This is a genomic window from Brachybacterium rhamnosum (assembly GCF_039526185.1).
GTDB lineage: Bacteria > Actinomycetota > Actinomycetes > Actinomycetales > Dermabacteraceae > Brachybacterium > Brachybacterium rhamnosum.
This window is the reverse complement of the sequence record NZ_BAAAIS010000005.1, coordinates 20,839-43,589: the sequence shown is the minus strand read 5'-3', so window position 1 is coordinate 43,589 and position 22,751 is coordinate 20,839. Positions and strand designations below refer to the sequence as shown.

At 73.7% G+C, this 22,751-nt stretch carries 19 protein-coding genes and 3 tRNA genes; 18 read left to right on the top strand and 4 right to left on the bottom strand.

Annotated features, from left to right (window positions below; genetic code table 11):
• Window positions 1-22: 22 nt before the first annotated feature.
• The 6 genes from ABD080_RS15475 (at window position 23) to ABD080_RS15450 (ending at window position 5,870) form a co-directional block, all read left to right on the top strand.
• Entirely contained in the window at window positions 23-796 is a 774-nt protein-coding gene (locus ABD080_RS15475) for an SRPBCC domain-containing protein (protein ID WP_264450056.1), read from the top strand.
• Between the two features lie 79 nt (window positions 797-875).
• On the top strand, window positions 876-2,216 hold the full coding sequence (locus ABD080_RS15470) for an MFS transporter (protein ID WP_137771360.1): 1,341 nt from the start codon (window positions 876-878) through the stop codon (window positions 2,214-2,216).
• A gap of 132 nt (window positions 2,217-2,348) precedes the next feature.
• Window positions 2,349-2,834 (top strand): VOC family protein, encoded by a 486-nt coding sequence (locus ABD080_RS15465; protein ID WP_137771359.1) that lies wholly within the window; start codon window positions 2,349-2,351, stop codon window positions 2,832-2,834.
• A gap of 71 nt (window positions 2,835-2,905) precedes the next feature.
• A complete protein-coding gene (locus ABD080_RS15460; RefSeq protein WP_343906242.1) occupies window positions 2,906-3,607 on the top strand; it encodes an ABC transporter ATP-binding protein in 702 nt (233 codons plus the stop codon).
• The gene (locus ABD080_RS15455) at window positions 3,604-5,115 is read left to right on the top strand and encodes a hypothetical protein (protein ID WP_343906240.1); all 1,512 of its coding nucleotides are present in this window, start codon (window positions 3,604-3,606) and stop codon (window positions 5,113-5,115) included. Before ABD080_RS15460 ends, ABD080_RS15455 begins: the two co-directional genes overlap by 4 nt.
• On the top strand, window positions 5,112-5,870 hold the full coding sequence (locus tag ABD080_RS15450; RefSeq protein WP_343906238.1) for a class I SAM-dependent methyltransferase: 759 nt from the start codon (window positions 5,112-5,114) through the stop codon (window positions 5,868-5,870). Before ABD080_RS15455 ends, ABD080_RS15450 begins: the two co-directional genes overlap by 4 nt.
• Window positions 5,871-5,891: 21 nt before the next feature.
• Here ABD080_RS15450 and ABD080_RS15445 read toward each other — a convergent pair whose 3' ends face one another.
• Entirely contained in the window at window positions 5,892-7,103 is a 1,212-nt protein-coding gene (locus ABD080_RS15445) for an aminotransferase-like domain-containing protein (RefSeq protein ID WP_343906236.1), read from the bottom strand.
• Window positions 7,104-7,209: 106 nt separating this feature from the next.
• Window positions 7,210-7,280, bottom strand: a tRNA-Gly gene (locus tag ABD080_RS15440).
• Window positions 7,281-7,496: 216 nt separating this feature from the next.
• Here ABD080_RS15440 and ABD080_RS15435 point away from each other — a divergent pair.
• The 3 genes from ABD080_RS15435 (at window position 7,497) to ABD080_RS15425 (ending at window position 9,937) form a co-directional block, all read left to right on the top strand.
• Window positions 7,497-7,570: transfer RNA gene (locus ABD080_RS15435), tRNA-Pro, on the top strand.
• A 91-nt stretch (window positions 7,571-7,661) separates the two neighbouring features.
• Window positions 7,662-9,215 carry a trigger factor gene (gene tig, locus ABD080_RS15430; protein WP_343906234.1) on the top strand — a complete coding sequence of 518 codons (1,554 nt, stop codon included), beginning with the start codon at window positions 7,662-7,664 and terminating at the stop codon, window positions 9,213-9,215.
• Between the two features lie 134 nt (window positions 9,216-9,349).
• On the top strand, window positions 9,350-9,937 hold the full coding sequence (locus ABD080_RS15425; RefSeq protein ID WP_137771353.1) for a dihydrofolate reductase family protein: 588 nt from the start codon (window positions 9,350-9,352) through the stop codon (window positions 9,935-9,937).
• A gap of 154 nt (window positions 9,938-10,091) precedes the next feature.
• Here ABD080_RS15425 and ABD080_RS15420 read toward each other — a convergent pair whose 3' ends face one another.
• A complete protein-coding gene (locus ABD080_RS15420) occupies window positions 10,092-10,913 on the bottom strand; it encodes a C40 family peptidase (protein WP_343906232.1) in 822 nt (273 codons plus the stop codon).
• A gap of 391 nt (window positions 10,914-11,304) precedes the next feature.
• On the opposite strand from ABD080_RS15420, the gene ABD080_RS15415 reads away from it, so the two are divergent.
• From ABD080_RS15415 to nrfD, 7 genes are all read left to right on the top strand, one after another.
• Window positions 11,305-11,934, top strand: a complete 630-nt coding sequence (locus tag ABD080_RS15415) for an ATP-dependent Clp protease proteolytic subunit (RefSeq protein ID WP_137771351.1) — start codon at window positions 11,305-11,307, stop codon at window positions 11,932-11,934.
• A gap of 115 nt (window positions 11,935-12,049) precedes the next feature.
• Window positions 12,050-12,679, top strand: coding sequence for an ATP-dependent Clp protease proteolytic subunit (locus ABD080_RS15410; RefSeq protein WP_137771777.1), 630 nt, complete (start codon window positions 12,050-12,052; stop codon window positions 12,677-12,679).
• Between the two features lie 159 nt (window positions 12,680-12,838).
• Entirely contained in the window at window positions 12,839-14,215 is a 1,377-nt protein-coding gene (clpX, locus tag ABD080_RS15405; protein WP_343906230.1) for an ATP-dependent Clp protease ATP-binding subunit ClpX, read from the top strand.
• Window positions 14,215-14,574, top strand: coding sequence for a chorismate mutase (locus ABD080_RS15400; protein WP_137771349.1), 360 nt, complete (start codon window positions 14,215-14,217; stop codon window positions 14,572-14,574). The genes clpX and ABD080_RS15400 overlap by 1 nt, the downstream gene beginning before the upstream one ends.
• A 76-nt stretch (window positions 14,575-14,650) precedes the next feature.
• Window positions 14,651-17,956 (top strand): formate dehydrogenase-N subunit alpha, encoded by a 3,306-nt coding sequence (gene fdnG / locus ABD080_RS15395; protein ID WP_343906228.1) that lies wholly within the window; start codon window positions 14,651-14,653, stop codon window positions 17,954-17,956.
• Window positions 17,953-18,948, top strand: coding sequence for a 4Fe-4S dicluster domain-containing protein (locus ABD080_RS15390; RefSeq protein ID WP_137771346.1), 996 nt, complete (start codon window positions 17,953-17,955; stop codon window positions 18,946-18,948). Before fdnG ends, ABD080_RS15390 begins: the two co-directional genes overlap by 4 nt.
• On the top strand, window positions 18,945-20,123 hold the full coding sequence (gene nrfD / locus ABD080_RS15385; protein WP_137771345.1) for an NrfD/PsrC family molybdoenzyme membrane anchor subunit: 1,179 nt from the start codon (window positions 18,945-18,947) through the stop codon (window positions 20,121-20,123). Before ABD080_RS15390 ends, nrfD begins: the two co-directional genes overlap by 4 nt.
• 37 nt (window positions 20,124-20,160) lie before the next feature.
• Here the strand turns inward: nrfD and selD are convergent, their stop codons facing one another.
• The gene (gene selD / locus ABD080_RS15380) at window positions 20,161-21,204 is read right to left on the bottom strand and encodes a selenide, water dikinase SelD (protein WP_343906225.1); all 1,044 of its coding nucleotides are present in this window, start codon (window positions 21,202-21,204) and stop codon (window positions 20,161-20,163) included.
• Between the two features lie 191 nt (window positions 21,205-21,395).
• Between selD and ABD080_RS15375 the strand changes: the two genes are divergently transcribed.
• Window positions 21,396-22,514, top strand: a complete 1,119-nt coding sequence (locus ABD080_RS15375; RefSeq protein ID WP_137771343.1) for a fatty acid desaturase family protein — start codon at window positions 21,396-21,398, stop codon at window positions 22,512-22,514.
• 99 nt (window positions 22,515-22,613) lie between these two features.
• Window positions 22,614-22,708 (top strand) — tRNA-Sec (locus ABD080_RS15370).
• Window positions 22,709-22,751 lie beyond the last annotated feature (43 nt).

Genomic DNA, 22,751 nt, shown 5'->3' with positions numbered 1-22,751 from the left:
GCGACGACTCTTCGAGGAGACCATGACGACCCTGCGGTCGCAGACCGTGACGGACGCGGTGCGACGAGCGCTCGAGATCGACGACCTGGGGGAGCAGCTGCGGCTGCGGCTCTCCCTCTCCACGGCCGTGGACCTGGCCCCCGCACGCCTCTGGCCGCTGCTCACCACACCCGACGGCCTCGCCTCCTGGTACGGACCCGTGCAGGGGGAGCTCGGCGAGGGCGGGCGCTTCTCGCTGCCCGCCGCCGAGGGATCCCTGCTCGCCCTCACCGGCCCCGAGCCCGTCGAGGGCAGCGTGCTCGAGGTCGAGGGCCCCCACCGCCTCGTCCTCTCCTGGGAGCGCGGGGGCCGCACGGACCTCCTGACGCTGCTGCTGGACCCCGAGGACGACGGCACCACCTCGCTCGTGCTCACGCACACCCTCGTGCGGGAGCGCGCCGACGTCGAGGAGCGCGGCCCCGGCGTGTGGGCCGTGGGCTGGGAGCTGATGCTGCTCGCCCTCGCGGCGGAGACCGACGGCTGGCGCAGCACCTGCCGCTCCCGTCCCGATCGTCCCACCGGGACCTGGCTCGCGGGCGAGGGCGGCGGCGACGCCCTCGAGGCCTGGGCCGTCCGCTGGGCGGCCGAGGCGCTCGCCGCGGGGCTCGACGAGGAGCAGGTACGGCGCGGCGAGGAGGCGACCCGCGCGTCCGTGGGTCCCGGCAGCCCTGCCGCCCATGCCGTCCCCGGGCCGCCGGTCGCCGGCGCCGGGCGGACCGCGCTCCCGCTCACCGCCGCCCGTCGCCCCGGCGCCTGAGGAGGCCGCCGGGGAGGCGTGCGTCCCACCGGGCGGGAGATCGTTGCCCGAGCTCACGACCCGGTGACAGACTGCCCGCGTGACCGCTGCGCCCCCGCCCTCCCGATCGGCGGAGGAGCGCACCACCGCCCAGGTCATGCGCCAGCTCGTGCCGTCCGTGTACGTGCCCACGCTGCTCGAGTTCAGCGGCAACTCGGCGCTGCTGCCGGTCATCCCGCTCATGGCCCTGGCCCTCGGCTTCGACGTCCCGCAGGCGGCCGCCCTGAGCCTCGTCTTCGGGATCTTCTCGTTCCTCGGCCCGATCCCCGCGGCCCGCCTCATCTCCCGGATGGGCGCCCGCCCCGCGCTCGTGCTCACCGGTGCGCTGCTCGTCGTCTCCAACGTCGTCGCCTATCTCCTGATCACCCCGGGGCTGCAGGGAGACCCTGCGCTCCGCCACCGGCTCGCGCTGATCGCCGCCCTCGTCGTCATGGCCGCCTGCTCGCAGGTGTGGACGCTGGGCCGGCAGGCCTACCTCGGCAGCGCCCTGCCGCCCGGGATGCGGGCCCGCGGCATGACCGCCTTCGGCGGCATGATCCGGATCGGCCAGGTGGTCGGTCCGCTGCTCGGCGCGATCGTGCTGGGCCTCGGGCAGGACTCCGTCGTCTTCCTGCTCTACGCCGTGACGACCGCCGCCGCGACGGTCATGGTCGGCATCTTCCTGCCCGTCGGCGAGACCCGGGGGAGCGCCCGCACGATCCCGCGCGGGCGGAGCCGTAGCCCGCTGCACCGCCGGCTCGACCGCGCCGTGCTGCTGCGCATGATCTCGATCGGCTGCGGGATCGCGCCCGTGATGATCTCCCGTGTCAACCGACCGGTCATCGTGCCGCTGCTCGGGGCCTCCCTGGGCCTGGACTCGACCCTCATCTCCCTCGTGTTCGGGGCGAGCGCGGTGCTCGAGATCATCATGGTCATCCCCGCCGGGGTGCTCATGGACCGGTTCGGGCGGGCCGCGGTCGCCGTGCCCTGCGGCCTGATCATGGGGGCCGGCTACGTGCTGCTCGCGGTGCTCGCGGCCGCCCTCGAGGGGCACGGCCAGGCGGCGGCGCTGGTCGCGCTGCTCGTGCCGAGCGCCCTCATCGCCCTCGGCAACGGGCTGGGCTCCGGCATCGTCATGACCCTCGGCATCGACGTGTCCCCGGTGCACGGCCGCACCGGTTACCTCGCCTGGTGGAACACGCTCATGGGCGCGGGGCGGCTCGTCGCCCCGCTCGTCGTCTCCGGCGTCACCCTCGTCGCGCCGGTCGCCGCCGCGGGCGCCGCGACCGGGGTGCTGTGCCTCGCCGGCGGGTTCTGGCTGCTGCGGGCGCTGCCCCGCCTCACGCCCTCGGGCGGCACCCGCGCGGGCGGTGGGCGTCCCGTCGCCGCCCGCCGCGGCTGAGGCCCCCGGCGCGTCCCCTCACCCCCTCCCGTCCGTCGCCCGGCGCCCCTACGATGAGCGCGGCGCCGGCCCCGGCGCCGCCCGTCGCACGCCCGGCCCGTCGGCCCGGCCGACCGCTCCCAGGAGGACCCGATGACCGTCCAGCTCCGCGCGTACCTCAACTTCCCCGGCACCACCCGCGAGGCCCTCGAGACCTACCGCGACATCTTCGGCGGCGAGCTCATCCTCAGCACCTTCGGCGAGTTCCACGCCGTTCCCGAGGGCCACGAGGCCGCCGGGAAGATCATGCACGCCGAGCTCACGACCGAGCACTTCGTGCTGAACGCGGCCGACGCCATCCCCGACATGCACCCCGTGACCATCGGCGACAACGTCAACCTGGCCCTCATGGGCACCGGCGAGGAGGACCTCGCCGCGCTCACGGCGATCTTCGACCGCCTCGCGGAGGGCGGCGAGGTCGAGATGCCGCTCCAGAAGCAGATCTGGGGCGACGTCTACGGCGCCGTGGTGGACCGCTTCGCCATGCACTGGATGATCAACGTCGGCGGCGTGGGCGGAGACCGCGGGGACGCTGCCGGCGAGGAGCAGGCCGCCCCGGTCGCCGACCCCACCCGCTGAGCGCCCCTCGACACCGGATCGTCGACGGAGGTCGGGTGCCGAGGGTCCGGGAGCAGGGGTTCCATGGACCCATGGCCCGCCGCTCGCGCACCCGATCCCTGCCGTCCCCCTCCGGGGGCGGGCCCGTCGTGCGCGCCGAGGAGGTCGGCGCCGCGGAAGGGGAGGTCGAGCTGCTCAGCCCCGTCTCCCTCCGGGTCGACGCGGGCGAGGTGCTCGCGCTGAGGGGCCACAACGGCTCCGGGAAGACGACCCTCCTGCGCCTCCTCGCGGGACTGCGACGCCCCTCCACGGGCAGCATCGAGGTGCTCGGCCACGCCCCCGACGACCGCGACCCCGCCCTGCGCGCCGCGCTCGCCGCGCTCATCGGCCCCCCGCAGACGGCCCGCGACCTCACCGTCCGCGAGCACCTCCGATTCCTCGGCGCGACCTGGGGCCGGGCGGCCGGCCCCGCGCAGGAGGAGGCCGACGCCCTGCTCGAGGAGCTCGCGCTGTCCTCGCTCGCCGCGCGCTTCCCGCACGAGCTCTCGAGCGGGCAGTCCCAGCTCCTCGCCCTCGCCCTGACCCTCGGGCGCCCCTCCCGGGTGCTGCTGCTCGACGAGCCCGAGCAGCGGCTGGATCCCGACCGTGTCACCCTCGTCGCCGACGCCCTGCGCGCACGGGCGGGGGCCGGCGCCGCGATCGTCCTCGCGAGCCACAGCCCCGCGCTCGTCGACTCCCTCGCGACCGCCGAGCTCACGCTCACGGCGGCCGGCACGGTGGGCGCCGCCCGATGAGCGGTGATCTCGCCGGGGTCCGTGAGGTCTGGGCCGGTCGCTCCACCGCCCGCGGCACCTGGGCGCAGGTGGAGCTCCTCTACCTCGTCGTCATCTCGGTCCTCGTGCTCGTCGTCCCCGCCCTGGGGAGCGTCGGCGGCCTGCTCGCGCGGCCCGACGTGCTCCCGCTGCTGCTCGCCCCCGCCGCGCCCACGATCGCCGTGCTCGCCGTGGCCGTCGCCGCGGCGGGCGCCGTGCTCGTGGGCGGCACCCGCGGCCCGGCGCTGCTGGACCCCTTCCTCACGACGACACTCGCCGGCAGCGCGCTCCGCCGACGCACCGTGCTGAGCCGTCCCGCCGCCCGCGCCCTGCTCGTCCCGCTCGGGGCGTGCCTCCTGACCGCCGCGGTCGTGGGCACCGTGCTGCTGGATGCCGACGTCGCCTCCGGCGCGGAGCTCGCCGCGCTGCTGGTCGCCGCGACCGGCACCGGCCTGCTGCTCGGCCTGTGCTGGCTCACCGGGGAGCTGCTGGCCCCCGCCGCGCGACCGCTGCTTGCGCTCGGGGTGCTCGCCCTGGGTCTCGTGCTCGCACTGCCGGGGCAGGCCGGACCGGCCGCCCTGATCCCCGGACCGGTGCCGGCCGGTGCCCTCCCCTGGCCGTGGGCCCTCGGGATCGCGGCCGCGGGCCTGCTCGCCGCCGTCATCGGGTGGGCGCTGCTGGACCGCCTGCGCGGCGCGGTGCTGCTCGAGCAGTCCCTGCGCTGGGACGCCGCCCGCACGAGTGCGGACGCGGGCGACCTCGCGGGCGCCGCCGCCGGCTTCCGCAGCCCGCCCCGTGCGGGGCGCCGGCTCCCGGCCGTCGGCCCCGGCCCTCTCGCGCTGGTCTACGCGCGCCGCGACGCCGTGGCGTGGCTGCGCAGCCCGGGGCGCAGCGCCCACGGCGCGATCGGCGTGATCGCCGGCGCCGCCCTGCTCACCGCCGGGGCGACCCTCGTGACGGGGCCCGCCGCGGTCGTCGCCGTGCTCGTCGGCACGCTGGGCGTGTGGCTCGGCAGCGGGCCCTTCGTGGACGGGCTCCGCCATGCGGTGCACACCCTCGGCGCGCCCGCCCTGTTCGGGCAGTCCGCCCCGGTGCAGGCGGTCCTCCACCTCATCGCCCCGACGTCGCTGATGGTCCTGCTCGCGGCGGCCGGGAGCGTGCCCGTCGCGCTCCTCTACCCCCTTCCCCTCGAGCACCTCGCCCCGGCGCTGCTGCTCGCCCTCCTGCTCGTCCCGGCCCGCCTGCGGGACGCCGCGAAAGGTCCCATGCCGCTCGCCCTCACCGTCCCCCTGCCCACCGCCCAGGGGGACGCCTCCGTGCTCCCCCTGCTCGCCTGGCAGTCCGACGCGCTCCTCCTCGCCCTCGCGACCGGGGGAGCGCTCGTCCTGGCCGCCGGGCTCGGGCTCCCCGCGGCGCTCGCCGCCGCCGCGCTGATCGGCGCGCTGCTCGCCCTCATGACCGCCCTCCGGCTCCGGGCGCTGCGCGCATGACCGCCGACGGCCCCCGCGAGCCCTTCGACCTGCGCACCACGAGGAACGCCCTCGTGCGGGCCGCGGGGAGGCAGCTCGGACGCTGGAACGCCCGCCGCCCGTGGGACCACAACGCCCACTTCCACCGCTGGGTCCTCGCGGGCGTCCCCGCCGGTGCCCGGCGCGTGCTCGACGTGGGCAGCGGCCGCGGCGACCTCGCCCGCGCGCTGCGAGGCGTCGCCGCCGAGGTCGAGGGCATCGACCCCGACGCACGCATGGCCTACGCCGCCGCGAGCGCGCTGCGGGACCTCGACGGCGTGCACATCGCCCGCCGCACGCTCGCCGAGCACGCCGCGGACCCGTCCCGCCACGGCGCCTACGACGCGGTCTCGATGATCGCCTCGCTCCACCACCAGGACCCCGTCGCCGCCTTCGCCCAGGCCCGGGCGCTGCTGCGCCCGGGAGGACGGCTGCTCGTCGTGAGCCTCGTGCGGCCCGTCGGCCCGGCGGACCGGATCTGGGACCTCACGAACGTGCTCACCAACCCGCTGATCGGTCTCGTGAAGCACCCGTGCCCCGTGCGGGCGCTTCCGCCGGCCGACGCCGCCGGGCGGGGACGGCGCGAGGACGCGATGCCGATCACGGACGCGGCCTTCTCGACGGCGGAGCTGCGCGAGCTCGCCCATGGGCACCTGCCCGGCGCCCGCGTGCGCCGCCGCACGGGGTTCCGGGTGACGCTGCGGTGGACCGCGCCCCCGGGACAGGACGCCCGCTGAGCAGGCCCTGATGCGGAGGGCTCAGCGGCCGCCGTGGCGCGCGATGACCTCGCCGAGCCGGCCGATCGCCTCCGCGATCACCGCGGGGGAGTGGGTGACGAAGCTCAGCCGCATCGTCGAGCGGTCCGGGTCCTCCGCGAAGAACGACCAGCCGGGCAGGTAGGCGACGCCCGCGGCGACCGCGTCCGCGAGCATCTCCTGCGCGTCGTACCCCTCGCCGAGCGCGGCCCACAGGAACATGCCGCCCTCGGGCCGGGTCACGTGCGCGCCCGCGGGCAGCACCGGCGCGAGGGCCTCGGCGAGCGCGTCCCGCCGCTCCCGGTAGACCGCGCTGACCGTCCTCACGTGCGCGTCGAGCTCCGCCGTCTCGAGATACCGGGCGACCATCAGCTGGTCCACCACGGAGGACTGCATCGAGATCGCCGCCTTCGCGACGGCGAGCGTCTCCAGGACCGGCCCTTCGCCGCGGATCCAGCCGATCCGCACGCCCGGGCTCATGAGCTTGCTCATGGAGTTCAGCAGCAGGGTGCGCTCCGCCATGCCGGGGAGCGAGGCGATCGGCGGCATGACGACGCCCGTGAAGGACAGCTCGCCGTAGGGGTCGTCCTCGATGAGGGGGACCTCGTGGCGCAGCAGCACCTCGGCGACCGCGCGACGACGCTCGAGCGGCATCGTCCGGCCCGTCGGGTTCTGGAAGGAGGGGATGAGGTAGACCATCCGCGGGTGATGCGTGCGGATCGCCTCCTCGAGCGCTGCCGGGTCCACGCCGTCGTCGTCCGTCGCGACGCCCACCATCCGCGCGCCGTGCACGGCGAAGGCCTGCACCGCCGCGAGGTAGGTCGGGGACTCCACGAGCACCACGTCACCGGGCTCGAGCAGCGCCTCCGCGACGACGAACAGCCCCTCCTGGGAGCCGGAGGTGACCCGGATCTGCGAGGCGTCGGTGGGCAGGGTGCGGGAGACGCGCCGCGCGGCCTGCACACGCAGCTCGGGCTCGCCCTCGCTCACCCCGTACTGGAGCGCGCGGGACCCCTGGTGGGAGAGCACCCAGTCGTAGGCGGCGGTGACGGTGCCGAGGTCGAACAGCTCCGGGTCCGGGATGCCGCCGGCGAAGGAGACCACGCCGGCTGCGGCGGCGAGGTCGAAGATGCTCTTCAGCGGCGAGGACGCCATACCGGCGTAGCGGCCGGCGACGGGGAAGCGGAACGGGGCGGTGGTCTCGGGCACGGTCATGGTGCCCATGGTTCCACGCCCGGGCGTCCGCGCCGGGCAGGGAGGGCCGACGTGCCGGGACGGCGAAGGGCCCCGGTCGGAACCGGGGCCCTTCGGTGCTGCAGCGAGCGGATGACGGGAATCGAACCCGCGTAATCAGTTTGGAAGACTGAGGCTCTACCATTGAGCTACATCCGCGTGGCCTGCACCGATGCCGTGAGGCGGGGGACAGGCCCGGGCCGTGGGGCGGGCATCTCTCGATGGTCCCGCTCGTGCGGCGAGGCCTATTGAACCAGATCCCGGCGCCCCCGGCCGTGCCGCGCGCCCCGTCGCGGGCATGGGTCTCCTCACAGCGCGGAGGGACGGCGAGCGCGGCCCCGCGCGTGAACCGGTAGTATCTGGCGGGTTGCCCTCCGGGGTGTAGCTCAGCTTGGTAGAGCACCCGCTTTGGGAGCGGGAAGTCGCAGGTTCAAATCCTGTCACCCCGACTCCGCCCGCCGGGTCGCCGCCTGCGGCCGCGCCGGGGGCGCCCGTGACAACACACGTCCTAGACCACCGATGAACAGGGAGACCTGACCAGTGAAGACCGCGTCCGAGAAGCTCGGCCCCACCCGGGTGAAGCTCACCGTCGAGGTGCCGTTCGACGAGCTGAAGCCGGCCGTCGAGGCCGCCACCGTCAAGATCGCCGACCAGGTGCAGATCCCGGGCTTCCGCAAGGGCAAGGTCCCCAGCCGTCTGGTCGAGCAGCGCTTCGGCCGTCCGGCGATCCTGCAGGAGGCCGTCAACGACTCCCTGCCGGACTTCTACCAGAAGGCCGCCGCGGAGGCGGAGATCAAGCCCGTCGGCCGCCCCGAGGTCGAGGTCGTCGAGATCCCCGGCCTGGACGGCAAGGACGAGGGCGACCTCGTCTTCACCGTCGAGCAGGACGTCCGCCCCGAGTTCGATCTCCCGGAGTTCTCCTCCGTCGAGCTCGAGATCGAGGAGCCGACCGTCGACGACGACGCCGTGCAGGTGCGCCTGGACCAGCTCCGCGAGCGCTTCGGCACCCTCGTGGGCGTCGACCGTCCCGCCGCGGACCGCGACTTCGTCTCGCTCGACATGAAGGCCACCATCGAGGGCGAGGAGATCGAGTCCGTCGAGGGCGTCTCGTACCAGATCGGTGAGGGCAACATGCTCGAGGGCCTGGACGAGGCGCTCATCGGCCTCTCCTCCGGCGAGTCCACCACCTTCGTCTCGCAGCTCGCCGGTGGCGACCGCGCGGGCGAGGACGCCCAGATCTCCGTGACCGCGCAGTCCGTCAAGGTGCGCGAGCTCCCCGAGGCCGATGACGAGTTCGCCGAGCTCGCCTCCGAGTTCGACACCATCGACGAGCTCAAGGACGACCTCAAGAAGCAGGCCGAGGCGGACGCCACCTCGAACCGCGTGGGCCTCGCCCGCAACGCGCTCCTCGAGAAGCTCCTCGAGGACCTCGAGATCCCCGTGCCCGAGCAGCTGGTCGAGGACGAGATCCTGTCCCACCTGCAGAACGAGGGCAAGGAGGCGGGCGACCCGCACGCCGAGGAGATCCGCGAGGACACCGTCAAGGCGATCCGGACCCAGTTCCTGCTCGACGAGATCCACGCGACCCGCGAGGTCTCCATCGAGCAGAACGATCTCATGGACTACATGACGCAGCTCTCCGCGCAGTACGGCATCGAGCCGAACCAGCTGCTGCAGATGCTCGCCCAGTCCGGCCAGCTCGAGCAGATCTTCTCCGAGGTCCAGCGCTCCAAGGCCCTCGACGTCGCCCTCTCCGAGGTCGTCGTGAAGAACGAGAAGGGCGAGGTCCTCGACCTGGGCCTGGCGAAGGCCGAGGAGTCCGCCGAGTCCGAGGACGCCGCCGCTGCCGACGAGGCCGCTGAGGAGAAGGCGCCCGCGAAGAAGGCCCCGGCCAAGAAGGCTCCGGCCAAGAAGGCTCCCGCGAAGAAAGCCCCGGCGAAGAAGGCCGCCGCTGCCGACGCCGAGGAGCCGGCCGCCGCCGACGCCGCCGAGAAGAAGCCCGCCGCCAAGAAGGCCCCGGCCAAGAAGGCGCCCGCCAAGAAGGCGCCGGCCAAGAAGGCCGCCGAGGCGACCGAGGCCACCGAGGCCGAGTGATCACCGCTCGCTGACCCGCCGCGCGCGGGCTCCGCGAGCACAGGAACGGGCCGTCACCCTCCGGGGTGGCGGCCCGTTCCGTCGTCCCGGCGGCCGTGGCAGACTCGGGGCCCACCGCCACGAGGAGGAACGGGATGGGTACGGTCGTCTGGGGATTCACCGCATCGATCGACGGTTTCCTCGCCTCCCCCGGTCACGACATGAGCTGGCTCGAGGAGATCGCCGCGCGCGAGGCCGCCGCCCCGGAGCCCGAGGGGCCCGATCTGACCGCGACCCTTGCGGCGCCGGTCGCGGTGATCATCTCCGGGCGCCGCGGCTACGACGCCGCCCTCGCCCAGCGGGAGACCCGCGGGGAGCTGACCTCCGAGGCGTACGGCGGGGCGTGGTCCGGGACGGAGATCATCCTGACCCACCGGCCCGAGGAGCTCGCCGGGGACGACACGGTCCTCGCCTGGGACTGCGACGTCCGGGAGGCGCTGCGGCGGGCGCAGGAGATCGCCGGCGAGGGCGAGATCCAGATCATCAGCGCGGACATCGCGCGGCAGGCGCTCGAGGCGGGTCTCGTCGACGAGATCCAGGTGATGTGCGCGCCCGTCCTGCTGGGGGACGGGACCCGTCTGTTCGAGGTCCCGGGCGGGCGCCGCGTCGACGTGCAGCTCGTGGGGCCGATCCCCGGGGCGGAGCGGGCGTTCGGCCGCGTGTATCGACCGCTGCGCCGGTGAGCCCGACGGGGGCGGGGCATGTGCTCGCCCGTCCCTCGTGGATGTCCCGTGCACCTGTCCCACGGGACCTGCCCGCACGACGGAGGACCCGGCCCCCGCAGCTGCGGGGACCGGGTCCTCTCGGTGGTGATCGGCGGCGCGGTGGCCGCGCGGATCAGCGGTAGGTGACGAAGCCCTTGGGGGAGCCCCAGATGTCGCGCTCGACGACCTGCTGCTTCGAGCCGGAGGCGTCGATGATGCGGCCGTTGCCGACGTAGATGGCCACGTGGCCCGAGTAGACGACGAGGTCGCCCGGCTGGGCCTCGGACTGGGAGATCCAGCGGCCGCCGTTGCCCTGCGCGCTGCTGGAATGGGGCAGCGAGATGCCGGCAGCCTTATAGGCGTACTGGGTCAGGCCCGAGCAGTCGAAGCCCTCGCTCGGGGAGTTGCCGGCCCAGGTGTACTGGGTGCCGATGACGGAGCGGGCGCGGTCCACGATCGAGCTGGAGGAGCTCGAGGAGGACGAGGAGGTGCTGGCGGAGGCGCCGGAGGTGCGGATCGACTCGCCGCCGTTGAGGGAGGCGCGGGTCTTGGGGCCGACGACGCCGTCGACGGCCAGGCCGTGCTCGCTCTGGTACTCGCGCACCGCGGCGTTGGTCTTCTTGCCGAAGACGCCGTCCTCGGCGAGGTTCGCGCCGTTGTCGTTGAGGGCGCCCTGCAGGTCCTCGACGGCGTTGCCGCGATCGCCGGAGCGCAGCTTCTGGGTGCTGGTGAGCTTCGCGGCGGAGGCCTCGGTGGGCGCGGCGGGGGACGCGGTGGCGGCGGCCGGGGCGGCCGGCGCGGCGGGGGCCGCGTTGGCGGCGGTGCCGGCGAAGGCGGTGCCGACGAGGACGGTGCCGAGGACGGCGGCACCGCCGAGGCCGCGGGCGGCGCGGTTCGCGGAGACGAGGGGGGTGACGGCGCGGCCGGCGGCGCGGTGCGAGTTGTGCTGAGCCATGATGAGCAGTGGTTCCTTCCGACCCCGAGTGGATCGGGGGTACGTGCAGTACGTCGTGCATCCCAGGGCGGTGGCGCTCCGTGGGGGGGGGGGTGCCACCAACGTAGAGGCGGGGGACGGCCCCGGACAGAGGGCTTGAAGCACCTCGCCCGGGAACTTTCCCGGAGCTTTACCCGGAAACAGTCAACGTGACCGAAACGGGGGGAGCCTTGACCCTCGGGAAGGGCGTGAGCCACATCCGCGGCGTCCTGTCATGGCGTCCTCACACCTGCCGCACGGGTGCCTCACGGGGTGCGGGCGAGTGTGCGCCCGCGGCGAACAGCACCCCGGAGGCGCGGGGGCACCGCCTAGAGTCGATCCCATCGCACCACCCGCCACGAAGGAGACACCCGTGACCTCCCAGAGCACCGAGAACCGGCCCCGCGCCGCGGCCGGGGACTACCCCCTGGGCCTCGACGACAACGTCTACCAGCGCCTGCTGCGCGAGCGCATCGTCTGGCTGGGCTCCGAGGTCCGCGACGAGAACGCCAACGCCATCTGCGCGAAGATGCTGCTCCTCGCCGCCGAGGACCCCGAGAAGGACATCTACCTCTACATCAACAGCCCCGGCGGCTCCATCACCGCGGGCATGGCCATCTACGACACGATGCAGTTCATCCAGCCGGACGTCGTGACCGTGGCCATGGGCATGGCGGCGTCGATGGGGCAGTTCCTGCTGTCCTCCGGCACCCCCGGCAAGCGGTACGCGACCCCGCACACGCGCGTGCTCCTGCACCAGCCGCTCGGCGGCCTCGGCGGCACCGCCTCGGAGATCAAGATCCAGGCCGAGCTCATCCTCTCCATGAAGCAGCAGATGGCCGAGCTGACGGCGCAGCAGACGGGCAAGTCCCTCGAGCAGGTCACCGCCGACGCCGACCGCGACCACTGGTTCACCGCGCCGGAGGCCCTCGAGTACGGCTTCATCGACCAGATCGTCACCCGCGCCGGCGACGTCACGGGCGGCGGCGGCACCGAGGGCTGATCCCCTCGGCGCCTCCCGCGCCTCCTGCGTCCTCTCCGACCCACTCGACCTCACCTCATCAGGAGAACCCGTGACCTTCGATCCCCGCCTCGCCGGCTTCGCCCAGGCCGGCCCGATGCCCACCAGCCGGTACGTGCTGCCCCAGTACGAGGAGCGCACCGCCTACGGCTTCAAGCGCCAGGACCCGTACACCAAGCTCTTCGAGGACCGCATCATCTTCCTCGGCGTGCAGGTGGACGACGCCTCGGCCGACGACGTCATGGCGCAGCTGCTCGTCCTGGAGTCCCAGGACCCCGACCGCGACATCACGCTCTACATCAACAGCCCCGGCGGCTCCTTCACGGCGCTGACGGCCATCTACGACACGATGCAGTACATCAAGCCGGACATCACCACGGTGTGCCTCGGCCAGGCCGCCTCCGCGGCCGCCGTGCTGCTCGCCGCCGGCAGCCCCGGCAAGCGCCTCGCGCTGCCCAACGCCCGCATCCTCATCCACCAGCCCGCCATGGGCGGCCAGGGCGGCGGCGGTCAGGCCTCGGACATCGAGATCCAGGCCAACGAGATCCTGCGCATGCGCGAGTGGCTCGAGCAGACCCTCGCCCATCACACGGGACGCGCCGCCGAGGAGATCAGCCGCGACATCGAGCGCGACAAGATCCTCACCGCCGCGAGCGCACGCGACTACGGCCTGGTCGACCAGGTCCTCGCGAGCCGCAAGGACGTGCCGGGCCAGATCGCCCGCTGATCCGGACGCGCGGCCCCGACCTCCCCCGCGGAGGTCGGGGCCGCGCGCCTCCGTCCCCGCCCGGCCGTGCTGGGCTACCGTGGTCCAGGCGGTCCTGGCCCGCACCAAAACTTCCCCCGAGACCCCACCGCTCCCCGTCGGGAGAGAAAGAGGACGGTCATGGCGCGCACGAGCGACGGAGCCGACGTGTTCAAGTGCTCCTTCTGCGGCAAGTCGCAGAAGCAGGTGGAGCGGCTGATCTCGGGCCCGCAGGTGTACATCTGCGAGGAATGCATCGAGCTGTGCAACGAGATCATCGCCGAGGAGATCCAGGCCGCGCAGCCCGCTCCCGAGAAGCAGGAGCCGCTGCCGTCCCCGAAGGAGATCTTCGACTTCCTCGAGCAGTTCGTGGTGGGGCAGGAGCCGGCCAAGCGCTCCCTCGCGGTCGCCGTCTACAACCACTACAAGCGGGTGCGCGCCCAGGAGGCGCAGGCCGCCGCCGGTCCCGCGCGGGCCGGCAAGGGCGGTCGCCCCGGACCCGCCGCGGTCCATGCGGAGGAGGACGGCGAGGCCGAGGCGCCGGACGAGCTCGACGGCGTCGAGGTCGCGAAGTCCAACGTGATGATCGTGGGCCCCACCGGCTGCGGCAAGACCTACCTCGCCCAGACCCTCGCCCGGATGCTCGACGTCCCCTTCGCGATGGCGGACGCGACCGCCCTCACCGAGGCCGGGTACGTGGGCGAGGACGTCGAGAACATCCTGCTCAAGCTCCTCCAGGCCGCCGACTACGACGTCGAGAAGGCGCAGCGCGGCATCATCTACATCGACGAGGTCGACAAGATCGGCCGCAAGGCGGAGAACCCGTCGATCACGCGCGACGTCTCCGGCGAGGGCGTGCAGCAGGCGCTGCTGAAGATCCTCGAGGGCACGGTCGCCGCGGTGCCGCCGCAGGGCGGCCGCAAGCACCCCCACCAGGACTTCATCCAGATCGACACGACGAACGTGCTGTTCATCGTCGCCGGCGCGTTCGCGGGCATCGAGGACATCATCGGCAACCGGATCGGTCGCCGCGGCATCGGCTTCGGCGCGGACCTCCACACCCCCATGGAGCAGGAGCAGATCTACGGCGAGCTGCTGCCGGAGGACCTCCTGAAGTTCGGGCTGATCCCCGAGTTCATCGGCCGCCTGCCCGTGATCACGAGCGTCTCGAACCTGGACCGCGAGGCCCTCATCTCGATCCTCACCGAGCCCCGCAACGCGCTCGCCCGCCAGTACCAGAAGATGTTCCGCCTGGACGGCGTGGAGCTCGACTTCGACCGCGGCGCCCTCGAGGCGATCGCGGAGAAGGCGATCGCCCGCGGCACCGGCGCCCGCGGACTGCGGGCGATCCTCGAGGAGTCGCTGCAGCCGGTCATGTTCGAGGTCCCCTCCCGGGACGACGTCGCCAAGGTGGTCATCACCGAGGGCGTCATCACCGAGGGGCGGCCCCCGCTCATGCTCACCACCTCGGAGGCCGAGCGCGACGAGGCGGGCGACCGCCGCGATCGGAGCGCCTGATGGCCGAGGCCCCCACCGCGCCGGGCTCGGACCCGGAGGACGTCGCCCGGGCGCGTGAGGTGCTCGCGCTCGAGCGGCGCAGCATCGACAACATCGACGCCGCGCTCGTGCATCTCCTGGCCGAGCGCTTCTCGCACACGCAGCGTGTGGGCCGGCTGAAGGCCGAGCACGGCCTGCCGCCGGCGGATCCCAGCCGCGAGCAGGCCCAGATCGACCGCCTGCGGGCGCTCGCGGACGACGCCGGCCTCGACCCGACCTTCGCGGAGGCGTTCCTGCGCTTCATCGTCACCGAGGTCATCCGCCACCACGAGCGGATCCGCGAGGAGGAGGCGGGCGCCCCGTCGGGCGACGAGGTCTGAGCCCTCGACCGCTGATCCCCGGCCGGGCCGTCGGTCCGTGACCCCCGCCGGTCATCGGACTGTTAGCATCGATCCCATGGCTCGACCTGTGCTCCTGAACTGGCCGGTGCTGCGCCAGCTGCGCGGCGCCGATCGGACGGGCCGCGGCGTCGCGGTGACGTCGCCGGTGACCCGCGCCACCACGCCGCGCACCGCTACGGCGGACGGCATGACCGAGAGCGTCTGCCCCTACTGCGCGGTGGGCTGCAGCCAGCGGGTCTACCATCGTGACGGCAAGGTCGTGCAGATCGAGGGCAACCCCGACTCGCCGGTCTCCCGCGGCCGGCTCTGCCCCAAGGGTGCCGCGAGCGAGCAGCTCGTCAACTCCCCGCTGCGGCAGACGACGGTGCGCTATCGCGCCCCCTACGCGAGCGACTGGCAGGACCTCGACCTCGACACCGCGGTGGACATGATCGCGGACCGCTTCCTCGAGGCGCGCCGGAACCACTGGCAGGACGAGGACGAGCACGGCCATCCGCTGCGGCGGACGATGGGCATCGCGAGCCTCGGCGGCGCGACCATCGACAACGAGGAGAACTACCTCGCGAAGAAGTTCTTCACCGCCGCGGGCGCCATCCAGATGGAGAATCAGGCGCGCATATGACACTCCGCGACGGTTCCCGGTCTGGGAGCCTCGTTCGGACGCGGCGGCGCGACGCAGTCGGTGCAGGACATCGCTAACGCTGATTGCATCGTCATCGAGGGATCCAACATGGCGGAGGCGCACCCGGTCGCCTTCCAGTGGGTCATGGAGGCGAAGAAGCGCGGCGCGCGCGTGATCCACGTGGACCCGCGGTTCACCCGCACGTCCGCCAACGCGGACCGCCACGTGCCGATCCGCACGGGCACCGACGTCGTGCTGCTGGGCGGGCTGATCCGCCACGTGCTCGAGAACGACCTGTGGTTCGAGGAGTACGTGCGGCTGTTCACGAACGCCTCGACGATCCTCTCCGAGGAGTACGCGGACGCCGAGGACGGCGAGGGCCTGTTCTCCGGCTACGACCCGGAGACCGGCACCTATGACAACGCGACCTGGGCGTACGCGGGCGAGCACGAGCAGGTGCGGCGCGGCCTGCCCGAGCGGGACGAGTCCCTGCAGCACCCGCGCAGCGTCTTCCAGGTGCTGAAGCGCCACTACGCCCGGTACACCCCGGAGATGGTGGAGGCCACCTGCGGCATCTCGCCGGAGGACTTCGCCTACCTGGCGGAGTCGATCACCTCCGCCTCCGGCCGCGAGCGCACCACCTGCTTCGTCTACGCGCTGGGCTGGACCCAGCACCAGGGCGGCGCGCAGATGATCCGCACCGCGGGCGTGCTGCAGCTCCTGCTCGGGAACGTGGGCCGGCCCGGCTCCGGGATCATGGCGATGCGCGGCCACGCCACGATCCAGGGCTCCACGGACATCCCGACGCTCTATCACATCCTCCCCGGCTACCTGCCGATGCCGAAGGCCGGTCAGGACGACTTCCGGGAGTATGTCGACGCGATCGGCCATAAGGAGCAGAAGGGCTTCTGGGCGAACGCGGAGACATACACGGTGAACCTGCTGAAGGCCTGGTGGGGTGACGCGGCGACCGCCGAGAACGACTGGGCCTACGACTACCTGCCGAAGCTGACCGGCGCCCACGGCACCTACCAGACGACGATGCGGATGCTCGAGGACGGGGTCGACGGCTTCTTCCTGCTGGGCCAGAACCCGGCGGTGGGCTCCGCGAACGGGCGGCTCCAGCGGGAGGCGATGAGCCACCTCAAGTGGCTCGTGGTGCGCGACTTCCACATGATCGAGTCGGCGACCTTCTGGAAGGACGGCCCGGAGATCGAGACCGGGGAGATGCGCACCGAGGACATCGGCACCGAGGTCTTCTTCCTGCCCGCCGCGAACCACACCGAGAAGGCCGGCTCCTTCACGCAGACCCAGCGCATGGTCCAGTGGCGCGACAAGGCCGTCGACCCGCCGGGCGATGCCCGCAGCGAGCTGGACTTCCTCTACGAGCTGGGCCGGCGCGTGCGCGAGAAGCTCGCCGGCTCCACCGACCCGCGGGACCGGCCGCTGCTCGACCTCACCTGGGACTACCCGACGGACGAGCACGGCGAGGTCGAGGCGGAGGCGGTGCTCGCGGAGATCAACGGCCGCCACCTCACGGGGGAGAAGGCCGGGCAGCCGCTCTCCGCCTTCGCGGAGATGACGGCCGACGGCTCGACCGACGGCGGCTGCTGGATCTACGCCGGCGTCTTCGCCGACGGCGTCAACCAGGCCCGCCGCCGCACCCCCGGCGCCGAGCAGGACGAGATCGCCGCGGACTGGGGCTGGGCATGGCCCGCGAACCGCCGGATCCTCTACAACCGCGCCTCCGCGGACGCCGAGGGCAGGCCGTGGAGCGAGCGCAAGAAGCTCGTGTGGTGGGACGAGGAGCAGGGCCACTGGGTCGGGGACGACGTCCCCGACTTCCCGGCGACGAAGCGCCCCGACGATCCCGGCGAGCCGGGGAAGGGCGGCGCCGCGGCGCTGGCCGGCACCGACGCCTTCATCATGCAGGCCGACGGCCGCGGCTGGCTCTTCGCCCCGACCGGCCTGGTCGACGGACCCCTGCCCACGCACTACGAGGCGCCCGAGTCCACGGTCCCGAACCCGCTGTACCTCCAGCAGTCCAACCCGACCCGGGTGGGATTCAAGGCGGGGGAGGACAACCTCAACTCGCCCGGCGCCCTGGGCCTCGGCGGGCGCGTATACCCGTACGTGTTCACGACCTACCGCATCACCGAGCACCACACGGCGGGCGGCATGAGCCGCTTCCTGCCCTACCTCTCCGAGCTGCAGCCCGAGCTGTACATGGAGGTCTCCCCGGAGCTCGCCGCCGAGGTCGGCCTCGAGCCGTACGGCTGGGCGACGGTGATCTCCGCCCGCTCCGCGATCGAGACGAAGGTCCTGGTCACCGAGCGGATGACGCCCCTGCGGATCGGGGACCGCACGATCCACCAGGTGGGCCTGCCCTACCACTGGGCCCGCGGGGACCAGGCGATCGTCACGGGCGACGGGGTCAACGACCTCATCGGCATGAACCTCGACGCCAACACCCAGATCCAGAACTCCAAGAACAACGCGTGCGCGATCCGGCCGGGGCGCCGCCCGCGCGGCCCCGCGCTGCTCGAGCTCGTCGAGGAGTACCGTCGCCGGGCGGGCATCGTGGACGCCGAGCACCACGTGCTCGAGCGACCGGAGACCCCGCGCGACGCGCAGCTCGACCCGACCGACGAGTCCGTCGCGCACCACGCGCGCGGACCGGAGGAGGCGCCCGCCGTGCCCGTCGCCCAGCCGTCCCAGCGCGAGATGAGGAACCGATGACCCCGCCGCTGCCGCCCCTGCTCGCCGGACCGGAGGGCCCCGCGGCCGATGCCGGCTGGGGCGCCGGTACGGAGCGCAAGGGGTTCTTCACCGACACGTCGATCTGCATCGGCTGCAAGGCCTGCGAGGTCGCCTGCAAGGAGTGGAACCGCAACCCGGTCGACGGCGACCTCGAGATCCTCGGCTCGAGCTACGACAACACGGGCGCCCTCGGTGCGAACACCTGGCGCCACGTGGCCTTCGTCGAGCAGACCAAGGACCGCATCGAGGAGGCCCGCGAGTCCGGCCGGAAGCTCGTGAGCCTCGGGATGCCGAGCATCGGCCCCAAGGAGCGGGCGGTGCCCGCCGCGGGAGCGGACACGACGCCGCCGGACACCCCCGAGTTCCGCTGGCTCATGTCCTCGGACGTGTGCAAGCACTGCACGAACGCGGGTTGCCTGGACGTGTGCCCCACGGGCGCGATCTTCCGCTCCGAGTTCGGATCGGTCGTCGTGCAGTCCGACGTCTGCAACGGCTGCGGCACCTGCGTGGGCGCCTGTCCCTTCGGCGTCATCGAGCGCCGCGACGACGGCACCGTCTCCGCGAAGGTGGACCGCGAGGAGCCCGTCCCGCACCGCGGCACGGCGAACAAGTGCACGCTCTGCTACGACCGGCTCGTGGACGGCGAGCAGCCCGCCTGCTCCGCCACCTGCCCCACCCAGTCGATCACCTTCGGCGACCGCGAGGACCTCGTCGAGGAGGCCCGGGACCGGCTCGCGCAGATGCACTCCCAGGGCCGCACCGAGGCCCGGCTCTACGGTGCGAACAGCGCCGACGGCGTGGGCGGCACCGGCTCGGTGTTCCTGCTTCTGGACGAGCCCGAGGTCTACGGCCTCCCGCCGGACCCGCAGGTCCCCACGAAGGACATGCCGATGATGATGCGGCAGGTGGGCGTCGCCGCGCTCGGCATGGCCGCCGCGACGGCCCTCGCCTTCCTGGGGGCACGCCGATGACCCTCACGCCCTTCGACGCGGACCGCCCGCCCGAGCGCCCGCGCCGCCGCCGTCGGCCGGCCTCCTCCGGCAGCACCGAAGGCCGGCGCCCGCTCGACGCCGCCGGGAAGCGCCGCGGCGCGGGAGCGGATGCCGGCGACCGCGAGATGTCCCTCGTGGGGGACATGGAGTTCGAGTCCTACTACGGGCGGCCCATCGTCAAGGCGCCGCCGTGGGAGGAGCCGATCGCGCTGTACCTGTTCGTGGGCGGCGTCGCCGGCGGCTCCGGCCTGCTGGCGCTCGGCGCGCACGCGAGCGGTCGCCCCGGCCTGCGCCGCGCGGCCCGGCTCACGGCCCTCGGCGCGATCGGGGTGGGCACCCCGGCCCTGGTCGTCGACCTCGGCCGCCCGGAGCGCTTCCTCAACATGATGCGCACCGTGAAGATCACAAGCTTCATGAGCATGGGCACCTGGATCCTCTCCGCCTCCGGAGCGGTCGCGGGCGTGAGCGCCCTCATCGAGGTGGACCGCCTGAGCAGGGAGCGGCTGCCGCTGGGCCCGCTGCGCCCCGCTCTGCACGCTCTCGACACGCCCGCCGCGATCGCCCAGGCGGGCACCGGCGCGCTGCTCGCCACCTACACCGGCGGCCTGCTCGGGGACACGGCCGTGCCCACGTGGTCCGCCGGCCGGCACGACCTGCCGCTGCTGTTCGGCTCCTCGGCGACCCTCGCCTCCGCGGGCGCCGCCCTCGTCCTCGCCCCGGGAACCGAGCTGGGGCCCGCACGGGCCCTCGCCGCGGCGGGCGTCGCGGGGGACCTGCTGAGCATGCACCGCATGAAGGCGTCGATGCACCCGCTCGAGGCGGAGCCGCTCGAGACCGGCCGGGCGGGGCGCCGTCTGCGCTGGGCGGAGCGGCTCGCCGTGGCCGGCGGCGTGGGGGCCGTGGCCTCCGGGCTGCTGTCCGCGGGCGCGGGCACCGGCGTGGGGCGCTCCCGGGTCCGGACGGCCGGTCGGGTGCTCACGGCCGCGAGCGGCCTCGCCCTGCTGGGCGCCTCCGCGCTCACCCGCTTCGGCGTGCTCGAGGCGGGGCTCGAGTCGGTGAAGGATCCCCGCCGCGTGGTCGAGCCGCAGAAGGCGCGGCTCGCGGCCCGACGGGCGGCCGGCACGTTCGACGACTCGATCACCACCGGCGCCTGAGCCCGCGCCCGGTGCCGCGGCGCGGCACCACGGCGGGTCAGCGCACGCGGATCCCGGAGCCCTCCACGGTCTCTCCGATCACCGGGTAGCCGGGGACCTCGCCGATCACGAGCAGCCCGCCCGAGGTCTGGGCGTCCGCGAGCAGCAGCAGGTCCTCCTCGGTGCGGCCGGCGTCGGCCGTGACATGGGGGCGCACCCAGTCGAGGTTCCGTCGGGTGCCGCCGGAGACGAAGCCGTCCCGCAGCGCCTCGGCGGCGCCGTCCACGAGCGGCACCGCGGAGCGGTCGATCACGGCGCCCACCCCGGAGGCCCGGGCCATCTTGTGCAGGTGCCCCAGCAGGCCGAAGCCCGTCACGTCCGTCGCGGCGCGCGCCCCGGCCTCGAGCGCGGCGAGCGAGGCGTCGCGGTTCAGCTGCGTCATCGTCGCGATCGCCGCCTCGAACACCTCGCCGGTGCTCTTGTGGCGGTTGTTCAGCAGGCCCACGCCGATCGGCTTGGTCAGCGTGATCGGCAGGCCGGCCTCCGCGGCGTCGTTGCGCAGCAGGCGCTCCGGGTCCCCGATGCCCGTGACGGCCATGCCGTACTTGGGCTCGGGATCGTCCACGCTGTGCCCGCCGATCACCGGGACCCCCGCCTCCTGGCCCACGGCGAGGCCGCCGCTGAGCACCTCGCGCAGCAGGTCGAAGGGGAGCACGTCCCGCGGCCAGCCCACGAGGTTGATCGCGACGACGGGGGTGCCGCCCATCGCGTAGACGTCGGAGAGCGCGTTCGCGGCGGCGATGCGACCCCAGTCGTAGGGGTCGTCGACGACGGGGGTGAAGAAGTCCGCGGTGGAGAGCACCGCCCGGCCGCCGTCGATCCGCACCGCGGCCGCGTCGTCGCCGTCCTCGAGCCCCACGACCACCTGCTCGTAGGACTGCCCGGCGAGACCCGCTACGACCTCCTCGAGCTCGCCCGGCGGGATCTTGCATGCGCACCCGCCGCCGTGGGCCATCGTCGTCAGACGGACGGCCGTGGCCGACGGCGCCGACGGGGCGGGGGAGGAGGCAGGAGAAGAAGCTGGGGCGTCGCTGCTCGTCATGCTCCCGAGTCTAGGCCTGCCCGTGGACAGGGGGGCGAGCAGAGGAGCGGAACGCCCGGCCCGGACCCGGCGGGCATGCGTGGGGCTCCCAGGCGGCGCCCGTATCCTCCTCGCGTCGGGACACTCCTCGGCACCTGCGCCCCGCGCAGCCGCGATGGCGCCACCGGCGTCCCACCGAAGGCAGGTGCCCGATGACGGCCCTCACCCCCGCCCGAGCCACCGCCCCTCCCGGCGCCCCCACCATCGGCGCAGCCGGGACCGGCCAGATCGATGCCTCCTCGTTCCCTCCGCAGCTGCGTGCCTTCGTGGAGGTCTCCCGGCTGGTGAAGGCGGAGGGTCTGCTCGAGCGCGCCCGCGGCTACTACGCCGTGGTCGGCGTGGTGCTCGCGCTCGCGCTCGCCGCGTGCGGCGCGGGGATGATCCTGCTGGGGGAGAGCTGGTGGCAGCTGCTGATCGCCGCCGCCCTCGGCGTGATCTGCACCCAGATCGCCTTCGTCGCCCATGAGGCCGGGCATCGTCAGGTTCTCGCCGGCGGGCGCGCGAACACCCGGCTCGCGCGGCTGCTGGCCGGCGTGGTGGGCCTCAGCTTCAGCTGGTGGGACTCCAAGCACTCCCGTCACCACGGCAACCCCAACCAGGTGGGCAAGGACCCGGACATCGAGGTGGACACGATCTCGTTCCTCCCGTCGGACGCCGCCGAGGCCCGCGGCCTGCGGCGCTGGATCACCCGGCGCCAGGGCTGGCTGTTCTTCCCCCTGCTCACCCTCGAGGGTCTGAACCTCCACCTGCACAGCGCCCGTCACCTGCTCTCCCGCCGCCCCACGACGCGCCGCTTCACCGAGATGGCGCTCATCCTGGGGCGCACGGCCGTGCTCGCCGTGCCCGCCTTCCTGCTGCTGCCGCCGCTCATGGCGGTCGCCTTCCTCGCGGTCCAGGTGGCCGTGTTCGGCGTGTGCATGGGGGCGTCCTTCGCCCCGAACCACAAGGGGATGCCGGTCGTGGCGCCCTCGGCCCGCCTCGACTTCTTCTCCAAGCAGGTGCGCACCTCCCGCAACATCGCCGGCGGATGGTGGGCCACGCTGCTCTACGGCGGCCTGAACTACCAGATCGAGCACCATCTGTTCCCGTCGATGCCGCGCCCGCACCTCGCGCGGGCCCGCGAGATCGTGCGCGAGCACTGCGCCCGGCTCGAGGTCCCCTACGCGGAGGTCCCGCTGCACCGCTCCTACCTCATCGTGGTGCGCCACCTCAACGAGGTCGGCCTCGCCGCCCGCGACCCCTTCGAGTGCCCGATGCTCGGCGCGCGCTGAGCGCTGAGCGCCGGGCGCCGGATGCCGGGCGCTCCCGCGGGGAGCGATAGTCTTCCCGAGGGACGGGATGCCCGGCGCGAGTCGACGGCCTCGTCCCAGGGAGGCGTCCGTGTCCTGGTGGGCGCCGTGGTCTTCAAAACCATCGAGCCCGAGCATCTCGGGCTGGCGGGTTCGATTCCCGTCCGCCTCCGCCAGTCCGGGCCGCGTGCCCGGTCCATCCCGCCGGGTCCGGCCCGG